Source organism: Nocardia sp. NPDC005745 (genome assembly GCF_040630775.1).
GTDB lineage: Bacteria > Actinomycetota > Actinomycetes > Mycobacteriales > Mycobacteriaceae > Nocardia.
This window is the reverse complement of record NZ_JBEXYF010000004.1, coordinates 125,942-140,896: the sequence shown is the minus strand read 5'-3', so window position 1 is coordinate 140,896 and position 14,955 is coordinate 125,942. Positions and strand designations below refer to the sequence as shown.

The window sequence follows — 14,955 nt, the reverse complement described above, 5'->3', positions numbered from 1 at the left end:
TGGAAGGCGGGGGTCAAGCCCGTTCAGGTGGCCGCGGCAAGCAGAGCCGCGGCGGCGGCGCGAGCCTGCCCGCCGACACCCGCCGGGCCGTGCATCGTCGCGACGACGGTCGCCCCCTCCACCAGCATGAGCAATTGCCGACCCAGGACAGCTGGATCCTTTGCCCCGGCGCGGGCGGCGATTGCGGTGAAGAGGTCGAGATAGCGATGCAGGTGCCGCGCGGTGACGGCCCGCACCTGCTCGTCGTAGTGCTGGGCTGCCGCGTTCACCATCGCGCAACCGCGAAAGCCCGGTTGCGCGTACCACTCCCCCAAAGCGTCGAAGACCGCGGCCAACTGTTCGGCAGGATCGTCACCGGCCGACTCGACCGCGCAGGCCAGCCAGGCACCCACCTTTTCACTGCGCAGCTCGAGCACCGCTTGAACGAGCCCGTCCTTGGTACCGAAGTGCCGGTACAAGGTCTCCTTGGACACCCCGAGCCGCGCGCACAGTTCGGCCACACCGACCCCGTCGAGCCCACGCTCGTACAGCAGCGGTTCCGCCGCTTCGAGAATGGTGGCGCGGGTGCGCGCCGGGTCGATCGTCGAGCCTTTGGCCACGGGCATACCTAGATGGTAACGACTGGTTCGATCATGCTGCTAGCATTCCAGATCGTAATGATCGGTTCGATCCAAGAGGTGGCCGCGTGGCGACTTTCGTCCTGATTCCCGGCATGTGCCACGGCGGCTGGTGCTTCGAGCAGCTCACCGAGCAGTTGCGGGCGCACGGTCATCGCGTGTATCCGCTGACCCTGAGCGGCGTCGGTGAGCGCGTCCACCTGCGCCACGGAGTAAATCTGGATACCCACATCCAAGACGTCACCGCCCTGCTGTCGGCCGAGAACATCACCGACGCGGTCCTGGTCGGCCACAGTTACGGCGGCATGGTGATCACCGGCGCCGCCGACCGCGCGGCGAGCCGGGTCGCCGCACTGGTCTACATCGATGCCGTGGTTCCGCGATCAGGTGACTCCTGCTTCACACTGGTCTCGGATCAAGAGCGGCGGTGGTACCTGGACGTGGTCGACACCGGCGACGCCGTACGCCCGCTACCCTTCTTCGATCCACGGGCCACACCACACCCGCTCGCGTCGGTCCTCCAACCACTCACGCTCACCGGGGATCTCACCCACATCCGGCGCAGGGACTATGTCTACGCCACCGGGTGGGAAGCCCCCTCGCCGTTCACCGACACCTACCAGCGATTGCGCGACGACGCCGAGTGGACGACCCACGCGGTCGACGGCGGGCACAACCTGATGCGAGACGCTCCGGAAGACTTGCTGCGGATACTGCTGGACGTTCCGGGACCGCGCTGACGCCCCACACAGCGACATCACGCCATGGACCTGCTCACGAACGACTCGAGTCGACTCGGGCCACACCAGCTGTGCCATCGTTGGATCCGGCGATCTCATCCATCAGCATCCGCAGCGTGAGTGAATGCTTCTCCGGCGGTAGCGCATCCATCGCGTTTCGCGCCGCCCTGATCCCTTCAGCTCGATCGCCCGCTCGGACCAGCATCAGGCCGCGGTGCATCTCCAAATGCGTTGTGAAGCGAGGCAACTCGGCGGGAAGTTCCCTTCGTGCCTGCTCTTGCGAGGCGACCGCCGACCTCTCGTCTCCGAGACGTGCCGCCAGTAGGGAGAGGAACACGTTCATGCGCCACCACGGGACCGCGTAGTCGGAGGTCTGCTCGTAGGAGCCGGACTTGTCGAACACTCTGCGGCCCTCTTCCACGAGCGCACGGCCTGTCTCGTGGTCGCCGCGCAGCACGGCCGCGTGCGCCTTGCCCATGATCGCGTTGAGACGCCCCAAGCTCGGTTTGTCCGACAGCGCCAACGCCTGGTCGGCGAAGAGGTCCGCGACTCGCAGCGCCGCACCTTCGTAGCCCAGCGCGATGGCCGCCCTTCCTCGCACCCAGATGCGGGTCTGTTCATCCTCGGAACGATCCGCAGCCTCGGCCGCCATGCGATACCAGGTGACCGCCTTGGTGCCGTCGGAACCCGGAAATGTCTTCGCATACAGCGTCATGAGCCGAGCCGCCGCTGCCCACATCTGCGGACTGTCCAATTGCTGTTGCAGAATCGCCAAGTCGATCGCCAGGCGCCGCTGGATATCCACCGCACCCAGTGACATGTAGTCGGTGCCGTACGCGCCGAGCTTCGCCTGCCACTCCTCGACGCTCGGCCCGGCATGATTCAGCCGCGCCGAGAACCCCGCCGCCAACAGATCGGATGCCACTACCGGCGCGATGCTGGTCGCGGCTATCTGAGCCAAAAACTTCCGTCTGTGCATGCCATCGTCCTCGAAAACAGCCAGAGGCACATCCAGTACCGCCGATAGATGGCGTAGCCAAAACCGGCTGGGCACCGTGTCTCCGTTCTCCCAACGCCTCGAGATGTATTCCCGAGAGATACTCGCCCCCGAATGAGCCGCCAGCTCGTCCGCCAATCGCCCCTGCGACCATCCGCGCGCTTTTCGAAGCTCACGGATCAACTCGCCCACACCCATACGGCGATCATCTCCCGGTTCGACAACGCGCGGAAGGTCGACAACACCCGCGCCTTCATCTGCCGCTACTGATGCCACCCCTGCCCGCATTCTCCAGATAACCAGCGAGTGATCCAGTGCACAATGCCACTCCCTTGTGCCACTGCCAAGGCACATCGCCGTGCGTGACGCTTGATTCAGCCCCGACGCCGGGAGTCGCCGGTTCTCAACCCCGGCCTTGCCGACTGCCCGATGCGCAGCCGACGGTTCGGCCTCGGCGTCGGGTGCACACCAATCGTTCGAGCGAGGGGAGACGCTTGTGGATTCACCGAAACAGTTCGGAGACACCCCGTTGGCGGTGTGCCACTTCTACCGCCAGGTGTGTGATCTGCCCGCCGAAGTAGAGCCGCCACACCTGGGACGCATCACACTGCGAGCAGGCCCTGTCTGCGGGTTGATGATGCCCGCATTCATCGGTTCGGAAGTCAAGGCATGGATGCAGCAGGCAGGTTACCCGGCCGGGCCGGTACTGACGCATCCTCGGTCGCAGCGCTGGACGTTCCTGACCGGACCCGATCTGCCGGAGGACATCAGATTGTTCGCGGAGATGTCGCGGTTGAACGTGTCCATCCTGCGCGCCGGCGTTATCGCCTTGCCTGGCCCAGGTCAGCGTCCCGGCTTGTTCCGGGCATGGGTGCGACCACCCCATGACGACTACCGCCCACCTGGGCGAATCGTCATCGAAGCGGTACGGGGTTGCGCTGCACAGCACGTGCGGCAGCGTCGGCGGGTGATGACGTATGCCTGAACTCAGCACAGCCTCTGTCCTCCCGCTCGGCTGCGAGGGCACCGCTCTTCCACCCTCGCCTCGAGCGTTGTCCCCACATCGGATCGAACGCCGCAGGCCTCGCGATGACCGGTGACCAGGACGCCGAGCGCGCCGCCGCCGAACTCGACGTCCTCACCGAGGTGATCGACACACTGGTGACCACCACTGCGGAGGCCGTACCCGACGGGATGACCGGAGCGGCCCGGGCGCAGGTGATAGCGAAGGTGATCTACGTTCTGATCACCAGCGCCCGCACCGCCGCCGCACCACACACCGGGCGACTGTACGCAGCCGCGGTACTCGATCCGATCATCGAGAATATCCCCACCGCCGACGAGATCACCCTCCTCGACCTGCTGATACCCGCGATCATCGGCCAGCACATGGGCGGCGCGTAGACAACCCGACGGCCCCCGCACGTCGCGTTCCTACCGTTGCTCCGCCGGTGAGGTCATCGGCTCCCACACCGAACAACCCTCAAATATCGGCGTTCATGTCCTCGACAGCAGACGATGTGACCATCGACTTGTACGACACGTGCGCATACCCGCACCTGCCGAACGAGCGCCTTTATGTGCAACCGTGACCGGGCACGCTCAAACGAATTCGCCCGTCCAACCCGAACAGGAGCCAGCAGTGCCCATCGAGCACGAAGCCAAGATTCTCGATATCGACCCCGGTGCTGTCGAACGACTGATCGTGGACAAGGGTGGCCGCAAGCTCGGCGAGCGATTCATGCGCCGCTACGTCTACGACATCACTCCGGGCGATCGGTCGAAGTGGATCAGGCTGCGTGACAACGGGAATGGGGTTACTCTCGCCGTCAAGCAGATCACCAGCGACGCTATCGACGGCACCCACGAAGTCGAGGTGGGCGTCGACGACTTCGGCGGCGCCAACGCACTGCTCGAGCTGTTGGGCTTCACCGCGAAGTCCTACCAGGAAACGAAGCGGATCAGTTTCGTACTCGACGGCGCGCAACTCGACATCGACACCTGGCCGGGGATTCCTCCGTATCTGGAGATCGAAGCCGCGACGGAGGAAGACGTGATCCGGATCGCCGAGCTGCTCGGTTATGCCGAAGCCGATCTCACCGGCGAGAACACGATCAAAATCTACGCTCGGCACGGTATCGACCTCGACACCGTCCGCGAACTACGGTTCTGATCCGCACCTGACAGAGCCGGATTTCCCCTGATGCCCGCACACAGCAAGACACGAGATTCGCTCTCTGTGCTCGAACGACCCCGGTCATCCGAGGACACAACGCAGGTGGCGTCCTAGGCCGAAGACGCTGTCCAGCAACTGGAAAGCAATGCGGCTGGGTACTGCGCCCGGGATGTCATCGCAGGGTTTTAGGCCACTTGTGGCGGCCGAAGGGATCGCCATCCGTTAACTGACGCCGTCGCCTGGTCGATCCACTACTGTGACCGACATCGGATTCTCTACTTTTGGGGGTTTCACATGCTCATCTGGGGCTGGCAGAAGCGTATCCACACGCTCGCCATGATCACCTTGGTCTGCGGCCGCTGCGGCAATCCCGCCGCACACGCGCTGCGCAAACTCGTCACCAAGTTCACGCTCTTCTTCATCCCACTCTTCCCGCTCAGCACCAAGCACTCCCTGGAATGCACTTGGTGCGGCGCATCCTCACCGGTCGCGGGCCCGCAGGTCCCCGATCTTCTCGCCCGCGCCAACGCCGAGACCATGGGCCCTGCCCAGTACCAGCAGCCTGCCGCGCAGTGGCCCCAACAGCCCGCTCCCAACCCTCAGCAGCCCGCGATCGGCGCGCCCGACGCCCACTGGCAGCAACAGCCCGGCCCTGACACCAACTGGCAGCGCTGACCCCGGCGACGTACGCCCGCCGCCACGACAACCGGCTCGGCCCGCGCGCCGACCGTCCGTCCTCGAACAGAGAAGACCCCGCCCGGCGTGCAGCCGGACGGGGTCGGGTGTCCCCCAACGAACGAGACGTCGGGTTCTTCGCCGCTATCTACTTCGCCTGGACAGGAGGCTGGTTGATAGTGGTGAAGTACTGGATGGCGGCGCCGATGGCGACCGGAGCGGTGACCAGGATCTGGCCCGCGACGGTACCCAGGGCGCCGATCGCGATGATGCCGCCCAGGCAGCCGATGGCCGCCGCCGGGATGAACGCCCCGAACAGGCCGACGATCGCGGCCGAGGCGACGGTGGCGCCCGCGATGCCGCCGAGCACGCAACCGACAGCGCCGCCGCCGATGCCGCCGACCAGGGTTCCGATGGTGGCACCCATGGTGATGGTGCTGGTCATGCGGGACCAAGCGGCCTGCTCACGGTCGTACTCGGTCTTCCACGGCGCCTTGTCCTCGAACGGCAGAGCGACCGGTTTGTAGACCGCGTGCGCCATGTCGAACTGCGGAGTCAGCGTCGCGGTGCGACCGGCGATGTCGGCCGCGATCGGGAACTCGAAGTCATCGACGCGGAACCTCAGCGGCATGCCGGTGAGCACGGTGCCGTTGGCGGCCTCGACCTTGAAGACGCCGTCTTCGACGACCATCGAGCCGGCATCGGTCGTGACGATGGACTGGGTATCGGTGGCATAGGCGGTGAAGTCGACGGCGTCGTCGCTGTCGGGCTGCGCGCCGGCCGAGCCGGAAGCGATCCCGACTGCGGCGACCAGCCCCGCGGCCACCGCAACGATTTTCCTCATCCTTGGTTCTTTCCTCTCGGTTTTCTCAGGGAAGCGGCCGCGCCGGGCGCGCCGCACGCCTGCCGCGAGCGCGGCGGGCAGGTCAGAGGTCGAGGACGAGCGGGCCGGACCTGGCCCGCGAGACGCACAGCATCATCGTCTCGCCCCGCGCCCGCTCCTCGTCGGTGAGCAGTTCGTCCCGGTGCTCGATGTCGCCGGACAGGACCGCGGTCTCGCAGCTGCCGCAGGTGCCTTCGCGGCACGAGGTGACGATGCCGATTCCGGCGGATTCCAGGACGTCGGCGATCGATTGGTTCGCCCCGATCCGGAAGGTTTTGCCACTTGCCGCCAAGCGCACCTCGAACGGCTGGTTCGGGGCGAACCGCAGCTGCCGCGGCACGAAACGCTCCACGTGCACCGGTACTCCGCTTCGCGCGCCCTCATCCTCCGCGGCGGCCAGCAGCGGCTCCGGTCCGCAGCAGTACACGGGGGTGCCGTCGAGGTCGGCGAAGATCTCGCGCAACGGCAGCAAACCGTGCTCGTCCTGCGGAAGCAGATTCGCCTGCGGGTAACGCTCGGCGATGGCGTCGGCGAACGCCATGTGCCCCTTCGTGCGGCCGCCGTAATACAGTGACCAGCGCGCACCCGCGGCTTCCGCGGCGGCCACCATGGGCAGAATCGGCGTGATTCCGATCCCACCAGCCAGGAAGACGTACCTGTCGCTGCGGACGAGTTCGAAGTTGTTGCGCGGCAAGGACACTCGAAGCACCGAGCCGGGTTGCGCGGCGCGGTGCAGATAGGACGAGCCACCGCGCCCGTCCGGTTCGTGCAGCACCGCCACCCGCCAGCGCCCCCGGTCGGCCGGGTCGCCGCACAGCGAGTACTGCCGCACGCCCGCCGCGCCCACCGCCACATCGATGTGGGCTCCCGGTGTCCACGACGGCAATTCGCCGCCGTCGACCGCAGCCAGCTCCAGCGAGAACACGCCGGCGGCCTCGTCGCGGCGGCGCCGGACTCGCACCGCTCTGTCAGTCATATCCGTCCCCTCGCCCGGCAACGTTTCCGCGATCACCGTCGCCGAGATACGCCGCCCCCGCAGCGAACGAATGGGCAGTCGATTCGCACAATCGACGTTGACTATCGCCCCCTCCTGCGGACACGCACCGCCCCGAGACTGACGCCATGACCACGGTGGCGCAATTGGTGGACAAGACCACCCAGTTCATTCGAGACCATGTCGTTCCGGTGGAACGCGAGGTCGTCGTGGACGGGCGGGTGATGGACGACGCGCTGCGGCTCGAGCTGCAGAAGAAGGCCAAGGAGGCCGGCGTCTTCGGCCCGCTGTCGGATCCGCGATACGGCGGCCTCGGCCTGGACACCCGAGCCCAGGCGCGGGTGCTCGAAGCCGCGGGCGCCAGCCTGCTCGGCCCGATCGCGGTGAACGCGTGGGCGCCGGACGACGGCAACATCCATCTGCTCGCACACGTCGCGAACGAGGAGCAGAAGCAGCGCTACCTCGCGCCACTGGCCGCGGGCGACGTCCGTTCCGCGATCGCGATGACCGAACCGGCCCCCGGCGCCGGCTCCGATCCGGGGATGCTGCGGACCCTCGCCGAGGAGACCGATTCCGGCTGGATCATCAACGGCGCCAAGCATTTCACCACGGGGGCGCAGGGCGCGGCGTTCACCATCTGCGTGGCGCGCACCGGCGACGGCCCGACGATGTTCCTGGTCGACCAGGACAACCCCGGCATGCGAGTGGGCCGCCGCATGCCGACGCTCGACCACACCAGCGCGCCGGGCGGCCACTGCGAGGTCACGTTCGATCACTGCGAGGTGCCCGATGCCGCGGTGCTGGGCCAGGTCGGCCAGGGTCTGGCGCTCGCGCAGGTGCGGCTGGCGCCCTCGCGGTTGGTGTTCTGCATGAACTGGCTCGGACTGGCGGTGCGGGCGCATCAGCTGACCATCGAGCACATCGGTACGCGCATGTCGTTCGGCGTCCCGATCGCCGAGCACGGCATGGCCCAGGGGCTCGTCGCCGACAACGAGATCGACATCGCCGCCGCGCGCGGGGTGATCCGCACGGCCGCCGAGACCATCGACGAGCACGGCCCGACCTCCTCCCAGGCGCGGCACGACGCGTCGATCGCCAAGACGTTCGTGTCCGAGGCGGTCTGGCGGGTGCTCGACCGCGCGGTCCAGTTGCACGGCGGGCTAGGGGTCTGCGAGGACCACCTGGTCGCTCGATTCCTGGTCGAAGCCAGGGCTTTCCGGATCTACGAGGGCCCTTCGGAAGTCCTGCGCTGGTCCATCGCCCGCCGCGCTCTGCGCACGAAACGCTGAAGGAGACATCATGACCACGCGTGAGATCGCCGGCTTCGCGGCGGCCTACCCCGAACTCGACTGCGATGCCGTCGATTACGAGTACCTGCGGGGCGTATCCCAGGAGATGGTCCCGTTCGGCCGCCACGTCGGCACGCTGATCACCGAGATCAAGCCGGAACGCGCCGTCGTCGAGATTCCCGCCGTCGGCGCGGTCGGCAACCACATGGGCACCGTGCACGCAGGCGCGCTGTTCACCGCCGCCGACATCGGCGGAGCCGCCGCGTTCGTCGGTGCGGCGGCCACCCGCCTGCGCACTGTCGAGCGACTGGTGCTGCGTGGCGGCAGCGCGTCCTATCGCAAACCCGCCATCGGCCGGATCCGCGCCGTCGCGACCGTCGACCAGCGCGAACTCGCCGACGTGCTCGCCGCGACGGCTTCGCAACGCTTCGAGCTGTCCGGCAAGGCCACGTTGCTCGACGACGGCGATGTCGTCGTCGCGAAGTTCACCTTCGACTACGTCTGCGACATCACCATCGCGGAGGACGACCGATGACCACCACCGCACCCCAGAACCGTTCGGCGTTCACCGCCCTGGAATCGACCACGGTCGAGACCGACGACGGTGTCGGCTTCACCGTCCGATTCCTGGCGTCGAGGAAGCCGGGCGCACCCGTCGTGCTCATCCTTCCCGCGATGGCGATGAAGGCCAAGAACTATTTGCCGCTCGTGAAAGAACTTCATTCGCAGGGACTTTCGGTCGCGACCACCGATCTTCGGGCGCACGGTGAAGCCAAGCCCGAGCTGGGTTCACACCGCGACTTCGGCTACCGCGAGATGATCGAGACGGACCTGCCGGCCCTCGTCGCGGCGGTGCGCGCCCGATTCCCCGAGGCGCCGATCCATCTGTTCGGGCACAGCCTGGGTGGGCAGCTCGCACTGCTGTTCGCCGCGGCCGAACCGGAGCGGATCGCGGGTGTCACCGTCATCGGCACCGGCACCGTGTTCTGGTGGGCCTTCGGCGCCCGCCGCTGGTGGGAGGCGCTGAGCCAGATCCAGTGGATCGGTCTGGTCTCCCGCTGGAAGGGCCACTGGCCCGGCGGTGTGCTCATCCCCGCCCCGATGCCGGGCGGTGTCATGCGTGACTGGTCGATGCACTCGCTGACCAGCTACTACCGGCCGAAGGGCAGCAAGCGCCGGTACAACACCCTGCTGCGGAAGCTGACCGCTCCGGTGCTGGCGATCTCGCTGTCCGACGACGTGCTCGGCCCGAAGTCCAACGTCGACTTCCTGGTCTCCCGGATGCCGAACGCCCGGGTGACCCGGTGGCACATCGACGAGGACGCGCCGGTAGCGCATCGCGACCACTTCCTGTGGCTGAAGGACTCACCCGCGATCGCGGCCAGGGTGGCGACCTGGATCGTCGCGGGCGAGCTGCCGGGCTGAGGGGCAAACGGTGGCACGACTGCGAATCGAAGCGGTGTCGAAGCGATTCGGCGCCGCCCACGCGGTGCGCGAGGTGAGCCTCGACATCGCCGACGGCGAATTCATGGTGCTGCTCGGCCCGAGCGGCTGCGGCAAATCCACGCTCCTGCGCATGATCGCCGGCCTGGAGGACCCCTCCGACGGACGAATCATGCTGGACGACGACGACATCACCCACGACGCGCCGCAGCGACGCGACTTGGCCATGGTTTTCCAGAGCTATGCGCTCTACCCGCACCTGACGGTCGCCGCGAACATCGGGTTCCCGCTGCGCGCCCGGCGCACGCCGCGGGCGAAGATCACCGAGCGGGTCTCGGAAGTCGCCGGGGTACTCGGCCTGACCGAACTGCTGCGCCGCAGGCCGTCCGCGCTGTCGGGCGGACAGCGGCAGCGCGTCGCCTTGGCGCGCGCCATGGTGCGTGACCCCGGGGCGTTCCTGATGGACGAACCGCTGTCGAACCTGGACGCGAAGCTGCGCAGCGCGACACGCGCCGAACTGATCGGGCTGCATCAGCGGCTGGGCGCGACGTTCCTGTACGTGACCCACGATCAGGTCGAGGCGATGACCATGGCCGACCGGATCGCGCTGCTCAACGAGGGCCGGGTGGAGCAGGTGGGCACGCCGACCGAGCTCTACGACCATCCCCGGTCGACTTTCGTCGCCGGATTCCTCGGCGCACCGCCGATGAACCTGTTTCCCGGCGTCGTCACCGCGCGGGACGGGTCGCTGCGCGTGGTGGCCGACGGCATCGATACCGAATTGGCCATCGACTCCGCCGATATCGGCGACGACGTGGAGGTGGTCGCCGGCATCCGACCGGAGCAGCTGCGCCTGGATCCGACCGGCGCCGACATTCGCGGCCGGGTCACGATGGTGGAGAACCTCGGCAGCGAGGAACTGATCCACTTCTCCACCGGCGATCGCATCCTGTGCGCCCGAGCGCCGCGGCCCGCGGGCGTCGCGGTCGACGACAACATCGCGCTGCGGGCCGACCCGGCGCACATCCACCTCTTCCATGCCACCTCCGGGTTGCGCTTGGCCTGGCGGGAGACCCCGCAGGACGCCCCCATCGACAGCGCGGGCGAACCCGTGGCCGTCGCCTGAACCCGAACACCCCTACTCGATGAGGAGAACACCGTGAAACGCACCGCGCCCATTCTGGGCCTGGTGTTCGCAACCACCGTCGCGCTCAGCGCCTGCGGCGGACTCGGGAGCACCACCACCGACTCGAACGCCGATAGCGCCCAGATCCCCGAACTGAAGCCGGATCAGCAGGTTTCCATCGTGTTCGAGTCCTACAACTATGGACTGGCCGGCGCCTGGACCGACACCTTCAATTCCTTGATCGCCGACTTCCGCGCGAAGTTCCCGAACATCACGGTGACCGCGCAGAAGCCGCAGGGCAACAGCCCGAACCCGGCCACGGACACCATTTCCAGCATCCAGAACCAGATGGTCGCCGGTTCGCCGCCGGACGTCGCCCAGCTCGGTTTCAGCGACCTGGATTACACGATCCACCAGCTCGGCGCCAAGCCGCTGGACACGCTGGTCGGCAAGCAGGACGTGCAGCGCAACTTCGACGGCGCGAAGCATCCTTTCGCACCGAAGGCACGGACGCTGGCCGACTGGGACGGCCACACCTACGGAGTGCCGTTCGTGTTCTCCACACCGGTGCTGTATTACAACGCCTCGCTGTTCGCCGAGGCGGGTCTGGATCCCGCGCACCCGCCGGCCACCTGGCAGCAGGTCGCCGAGGCCGCGACGGCGATCACCGGGAAGACCGGTAAGGGCGGGGTCTACATCGACTGCCTGACCAAGACCGCCAAGGACTGGTGCTTCCAGTCGATGGTGCGCTCCAACGGCGGCCGGGTGATCTCCGAGGACCGCGCGAAGCTCACCTTCGCCGACGCTCCCGCCGTCGAGGTCGCGTCGATGAGCCAGCAGCTGGTCAACTCCGGCGGCATGCCGAAACTCAACCAGAAACAGGGCTACGAGGCCTTCGCCCGCGGTGAGATCGGCATGATCCTGGAGACCAGCGCGATCCAGGGCACCTTCGTCACCGGCGCCAAGGACAAGTGGGATCTGCGCTCGGCGCCGATGCCGAGCTTCGCGGGCAAGCCGACCGTGCCGACGAATTCCGGCGCTTCGCTGCACATCCTGTCCAACGACCCGGCCAAGCAGCGCGCCGCGTGGGAGCTGATCAAGTTCCTCACCAGCGAATCCGCCTACACGAAGATCTCGCAGGGCATCGGCTACCTGCCGCTGCGCACCGGCCTGATGGACGATCCGGAAGGGTTGCAGGCCTGGTCGAAGCAGAATCCGCTGCTGGCGCCGAACGTCGCCCAGCTGGCGAGCATGGAACCGTGGATCTCCATGCCCGGCACGAATTATCTGCAGATCCGCGACGGCATGATGGACGCGGTCGAGGCGATCGTGTTCCAGGGCAAGGAGCCGCAGTCCACCCTCACCGCCGCCCGCGACCAGGGCGCCGAACTCCTGCCCGCGTCATGAGCGAGGTGACGATCGTCCAGCTCACCGACACCCACATCCGGCCCGCCGGGGAATGGGTGCACGGGATGGTGGACACCTACGCCAACCTCACCCACGCACTGCAGCAGCTGCGGGCTTCGCGGCAGCGCATCGACGCGCTGGTGCTCTCGGGCGACCTGACCGACACCGGGTCGCCCGAGGCCTACCGGCGGCTGCGCGGCGCGGTCGAACCGGTGGCCGAAGAACTCGGCGCGAAGACGGTGTACGTCATGGGCAACCATGATGAGCGCAGCGCCTTCGCCACCGAACTACTCGGCGCCGATCCCGCCGCGGTCGATGGCGACACTACGCACGACCAAGTGGTCGACGTGGCGGGCCTGCGGGTGATCGCGCTGGACAGCACGACGCCGCGACGGCACGACGGACGGCTCGAGGAGCGCCAGCTGGACTGGCTGGCCGAGCAACTGCGCGAACCGGCGCCGCGCGGCACGCTGCTGGTGCTGCACCACCCGCCGATCCCGTCGCCGGTCGCGGCCACCGAATATCTGCGGCTGGAACGGCCGGAGCTGCTGGCCGAGGTGCTGGCCGATTCGGATGTGCGGCTGATCATCTGCGGGCACAACCATCTGACCGGCGCGGCGGCGCTGGCGGGCATCCCGGTCTGGATCGGTCCGGCGCTGGCCTACCGGATCGATACGATCGCACCGGCCGGACGTCATCGGGGGCTGATCGGATTCGGCTACAGCCGCATCGATCTGCTCGGCACGACGATGGTCGCCACCGCGATCGAGGCGACACCCGCCGAGACCCTCTACGACCGGCCCGAGCAGGACGTGCTCGATCAACTCGCCGCGCTGGCCGCGGAGGCCGGGTAACTCGATGTTCGTCGTCGAAACCCCGCTCGCGGAACAGACCGAGACGGTCACCTCGACGCATCGCCCCGCCCGGTTCCGCCGGGCGGGGCGGTTCGCCGTGCCGTACTTGTATCTGGCGCCCGCGCTGGTGCTGCTCGTCGTGTGGATCTACCGCCCGCTGGTCCAGGCGGTGGAGCTGTCCACGTATTCGTGGAACCTGCTGCCGACCTCCCCGATGCGGCCGGTGGGCACCGGCAACTACGAACGGCTGCTGGATCTCCCGGCGTTCTGGGACTCGTTGGGCCGCACCGGGGTGTTGATCGCGGGCATGCTGCCGTTCACCGTGGTGCTTCCGCTGCTGATCGCGCTGGCCAGTCGGCGGGTGCACGGCCGGGCGCGAACCGTCTACCACGCTTTCGTCTTCGTGCCTTTCCTCGTCGCGCCCGTCGCGGCGGCGGCGGTGTGGCGCTGGCTGCTGCACCCGGGTAGCGGCTTCGTCGATCAGGTCCTCGGCTCGGACCGCAACTGGGTCTACGACGTGGACACCGCGCACGGGGTGATCATCGTGATCACCGGATGGCAGTTGCTCGGCTTCGCCGTGCTGGTGATCTGGGCCGGACTGGCGGGCATCAGCGGTGACTACGACGAAGCCGCCCGGGTGGACGGCGCGAGCCCCCGGCAGATCCGCCGGTGGATCACCCTGCCGCTGCTGTCACCTACGCTGTTGTTCCTGGTGCTGACCACGGTGTTGCTCAGTCCCACACTGACTTTCCCGCTCATCGACTCGATGACGCAGGGCGGTCCGGCACAGGCGACCACCAATATCTACTACCTGCTGTGGGACTACGCGTTCCACAGCTTCGACGCGGGGCTCAGCGCCGCCGCCGGTGTGCTGCTGTTCGCCGGCTTCGGCGTGATCGCGGGCATTCTGGTGTGGATTTCGGAAAAGGTTTCCTTCCATGATGATTGATCGATTGCGCGGTGCGGGCAGTCATCTGCTGCTGGCCGTGACCGCCGTGCTGTGCGCTTTCCCGATCTACTGGCTGTTCGCCACGTCGCTGCGGCGGCCCGAGGACGTCACCTCGCTGTCGCCGATTCCTTGGCCGATCTCGTTCGCCAACTATGCCGACGCGGCCGGCAAGGTCGACGTGGTGAGCCTGATCGGCAACACGTTCTTCGTCGCCGCGCTCTCGGCGGCCGGGCAGCTGCTGATCGCGCTGCTGGCCTCGTACGCGTTCGCGATGTACACCTTCCCGTTCCAGAAGCTGCTGTACCTGGCGTTCGTCGGCACCTGGCTGGTGCCGTTCCAGGTGACGATGCTGCCCAACTACGTGCTGCTGACCGAGCTCGGGCTGATCAATTCCCTGATCGGCGTGGTGCTGCCGACGCTGTGCTCGGCGCTGGCGGTGCTACTACTGCGCCAGCACATGGCGAGCTTCCCGAAGGAGCTGGTGGCGGCGGCGAAGATCGACGGCCGGTCCTCCTGGTCCATCCTGTGGACCGTGGTGGTGCCGAATCTGCGCCCCGCCTTGGCGGCGTTGGGGATTCTGCTGTTCATCAACGCGTGGAACGAGTACTTCTGGCCCGCGGTGGTGCTGCGCCGGTCCAACAGCGTGCTGCAGTTGGGCCTGCGCAGTTTCATGGGCACCGAGGGCGACCAGTGGGGCCCGATGATGGCGGTGGCCAGCCTCGCCTGCCTCCCGGTGCTGCTGATGTACCTACTGCTGCAACGGCACATCGTCAACGCGTTCGTGCGGTCGGGGTTGAAGTAGACG

The 14,955-nt window shown here is 67.4% G+C and carries 17 protein-coding genes; 13 read left to right on the top strand and 4 right to left on the bottom strand.

The window, feature by feature from the left end:
* Positions 1–23 precede the first annotated feature (23 nt).
* Complete coding sequence (locus ABZ420_RS06380) at positions 24–605, bottom strand: TetR/AcrR family transcriptional regulator (RefSeq protein WP_357117714.1); 582 nt, start codon at positions 603–605, stop codon at positions 24–26.
* 80 nt (positions 606–685) lie between these two features.
* On the opposite strand from ABZ420_RS06380, the gene ABZ420_RS06375 reads away from it, so the two are divergent.
* Positions 686–1,357 carry an alpha/beta hydrolase gene (locus ABZ420_RS06375; RefSeq protein ID WP_357117711.1) on the top strand — a complete coding sequence of 224 codons (672 nt, stop codon included), beginning with the start codon at positions 686–688 and terminating at the stop codon, positions 1,355–1,357.
* Positions 1,358–1,391: 34 nt separating this feature from the next.
* On the opposite strand, the gene ABZ420_RS06370 is transcribed toward ABZ420_RS06375, so the two are convergent.
* Positions 1,392–2,642 carry a helix-turn-helix transcriptional regulator gene (locus tag ABZ420_RS06370; RefSeq protein WP_357117708.1) on the bottom strand — a complete coding sequence of 417 codons (1,251 nt, stop codon included), beginning with the start codon at positions 2,640–2,642 and terminating at the stop codon, positions 1,392–1,394.
* Between the two features lie 208 nt (positions 2,643–2,850).
* On the opposite strand from ABZ420_RS06370, the gene ABZ420_RS06365 reads away from it, so the two are divergent.
* The 4 genes from ABZ420_RS06365 (at position 2,851) to ABZ420_RS06350 (ending at position 5,205) form a co-directional block, all read left to right on the top strand.
* Positions 2,851–3,339 carry a DNA-directed RNA polymerase subunit beta gene (locus ABZ420_RS06365; protein ID WP_357117705.1) on the top strand — a complete coding sequence of 163 codons (489 nt, stop codon included), beginning with the start codon at positions 2,851–2,853 and terminating at the stop codon, positions 3,337–3,339.
* 104 nt (positions 3,340–3,443) lie between these two features.
* Complete coding sequence (locus ABZ420_RS06360) at positions 3,444–3,758, top strand: hypothetical protein (protein ID WP_357117703.1); 315 nt, start codon at positions 3,444–3,446, stop codon at positions 3,756–3,758.
* 238 nt (positions 3,759–3,996) lie between these two features.
* Positions 3,997–4,527 carry a CYTH domain-containing protein gene (locus ABZ420_RS06355; RefSeq protein WP_357117700.1) on the top strand — a complete coding sequence of 177 codons (531 nt, stop codon included), beginning with the start codon at positions 3,997–3,999 and terminating at the stop codon, positions 4,525–4,527.
* Positions 4,528–4,824: 297 nt separating this feature from the next.
* A complete protein-coding gene (locus ABZ420_RS06350) occupies positions 4,825–5,205 on the top strand; it encodes a hypothetical protein (protein WP_357117697.1) in 381 nt (126 codons plus the stop codon).
* A 148-nt stretch (positions 5,206–5,353) separates the two neighbouring features.
* On the opposite strand, the gene ABZ420_RS06345 is transcribed toward ABZ420_RS06350, so the two are convergent.
* Together ABZ420_RS06345 and ABZ420_RS06340 are read right to left on the bottom strand one after the other, a co-directional pair.
* Positions 5,354–6,049, bottom strand: a complete 696-nt coding sequence (locus ABZ420_RS06345) for a hypothetical protein (protein ID WP_357117694.1) — start codon at positions 6,047–6,049, stop codon at positions 5,354–5,356.
* An 82-nt stretch (positions 6,050–6,131) separates the two neighbouring features.
* Positions 6,132–7,064 carry a PDR/VanB family oxidoreductase gene (locus ABZ420_RS06340; protein WP_357117691.1) on the bottom strand — a complete coding sequence of 311 codons (933 nt, stop codon included), beginning with the start codon at positions 7,062–7,064 and terminating at the stop codon, positions 6,132–6,134.
* Positions 7,065–7,210: 146 nt separating this feature from the next.
* Between ABZ420_RS06340 and ABZ420_RS06335 the strand changes: the two genes are divergently transcribed.
* The 8 genes from ABZ420_RS06335 to ABZ420_RS06300 are packed head-to-tail and all read left to right on the top strand — an operon-like array spanning position 7,211 to position 14,952.
* A complete protein-coding gene (locus ABZ420_RS06335) occupies positions 7,211–8,371 on the top strand; it encodes an acyl-CoA dehydrogenase family protein (RefSeq protein WP_357117688.1) in 1,161 nt (386 codons plus the stop codon).
* Positions 8,372–8,381: 10 nt separating this feature from the next.
* Complete coding sequence (locus ABZ420_RS06330; RefSeq protein ID WP_357117685.1) at positions 8,382–8,906, top strand: YiiD C-terminal domain-containing protein; 525 nt, start codon at positions 8,382–8,384, stop codon at positions 8,904–8,906.
* Complete coding sequence (locus tag ABZ420_RS06325) at positions 8,903–9,796, top strand: alpha/beta fold hydrolase (RefSeq protein ID WP_357117683.1); 894 nt, start codon at positions 8,903–8,905, stop codon at positions 9,794–9,796. The genes ABZ420_RS06330 and ABZ420_RS06325 overlap by 4 nt, the downstream gene beginning before the upstream one ends.
* 10 nt (positions 9,797–9,806) lie before the next feature.
* Positions 9,807–10,940: an ABC transporter ATP-binding protein gene (locus ABZ420_RS06320; RefSeq protein WP_357117681.1), complete on the top strand. Its 1,134-nt coding sequence runs from the start codon at positions 9,807–9,809 to the stop codon at positions 10,938–10,940.
* A 33-nt stretch (positions 10,941–10,973) separates the two neighbouring features.
* Positions 10,974–12,347: an ABC transporter substrate-binding protein gene (locus ABZ420_RS06315; protein ID WP_357117680.1), complete on the top strand. Its 1,374-nt coding sequence runs from the start codon at positions 10,974–10,976 to the stop codon at positions 12,345–12,347.
* Entirely contained in the window at positions 12,344–13,201 is an 858-nt protein-coding gene (locus tag ABZ420_RS06310; RefSeq protein WP_357117678.1) for a metallophosphoesterase, read from the top strand. Before ABZ420_RS06315 ends, ABZ420_RS06310 begins: the two co-directional genes overlap by 4 nt.
* Positions 13,202–13,205: 4 nt before the next feature.
* The gene (locus tag ABZ420_RS06305; RefSeq protein ID WP_357117675.1) at positions 13,206–14,150 is read left to right on the top strand and encodes a sugar ABC transporter permease; all 945 of its coding nucleotides are present in this window, start codon (positions 13,206–13,208) and stop codon (positions 14,148–14,150) included.
* Positions 14,140–14,952: a carbohydrate ABC transporter permease gene (locus tag ABZ420_RS06300; RefSeq protein ID WP_357117673.1), complete on the top strand. Its 813-nt coding sequence runs from the start codon at positions 14,140–14,142 to the stop codon at positions 14,950–14,952. Before ABZ420_RS06305 ends, ABZ420_RS06300 begins: the two co-directional genes overlap by 11 nt.
* The last annotated feature ends 3 nt before the right edge of the window (positions 14,953–14,955 follow it).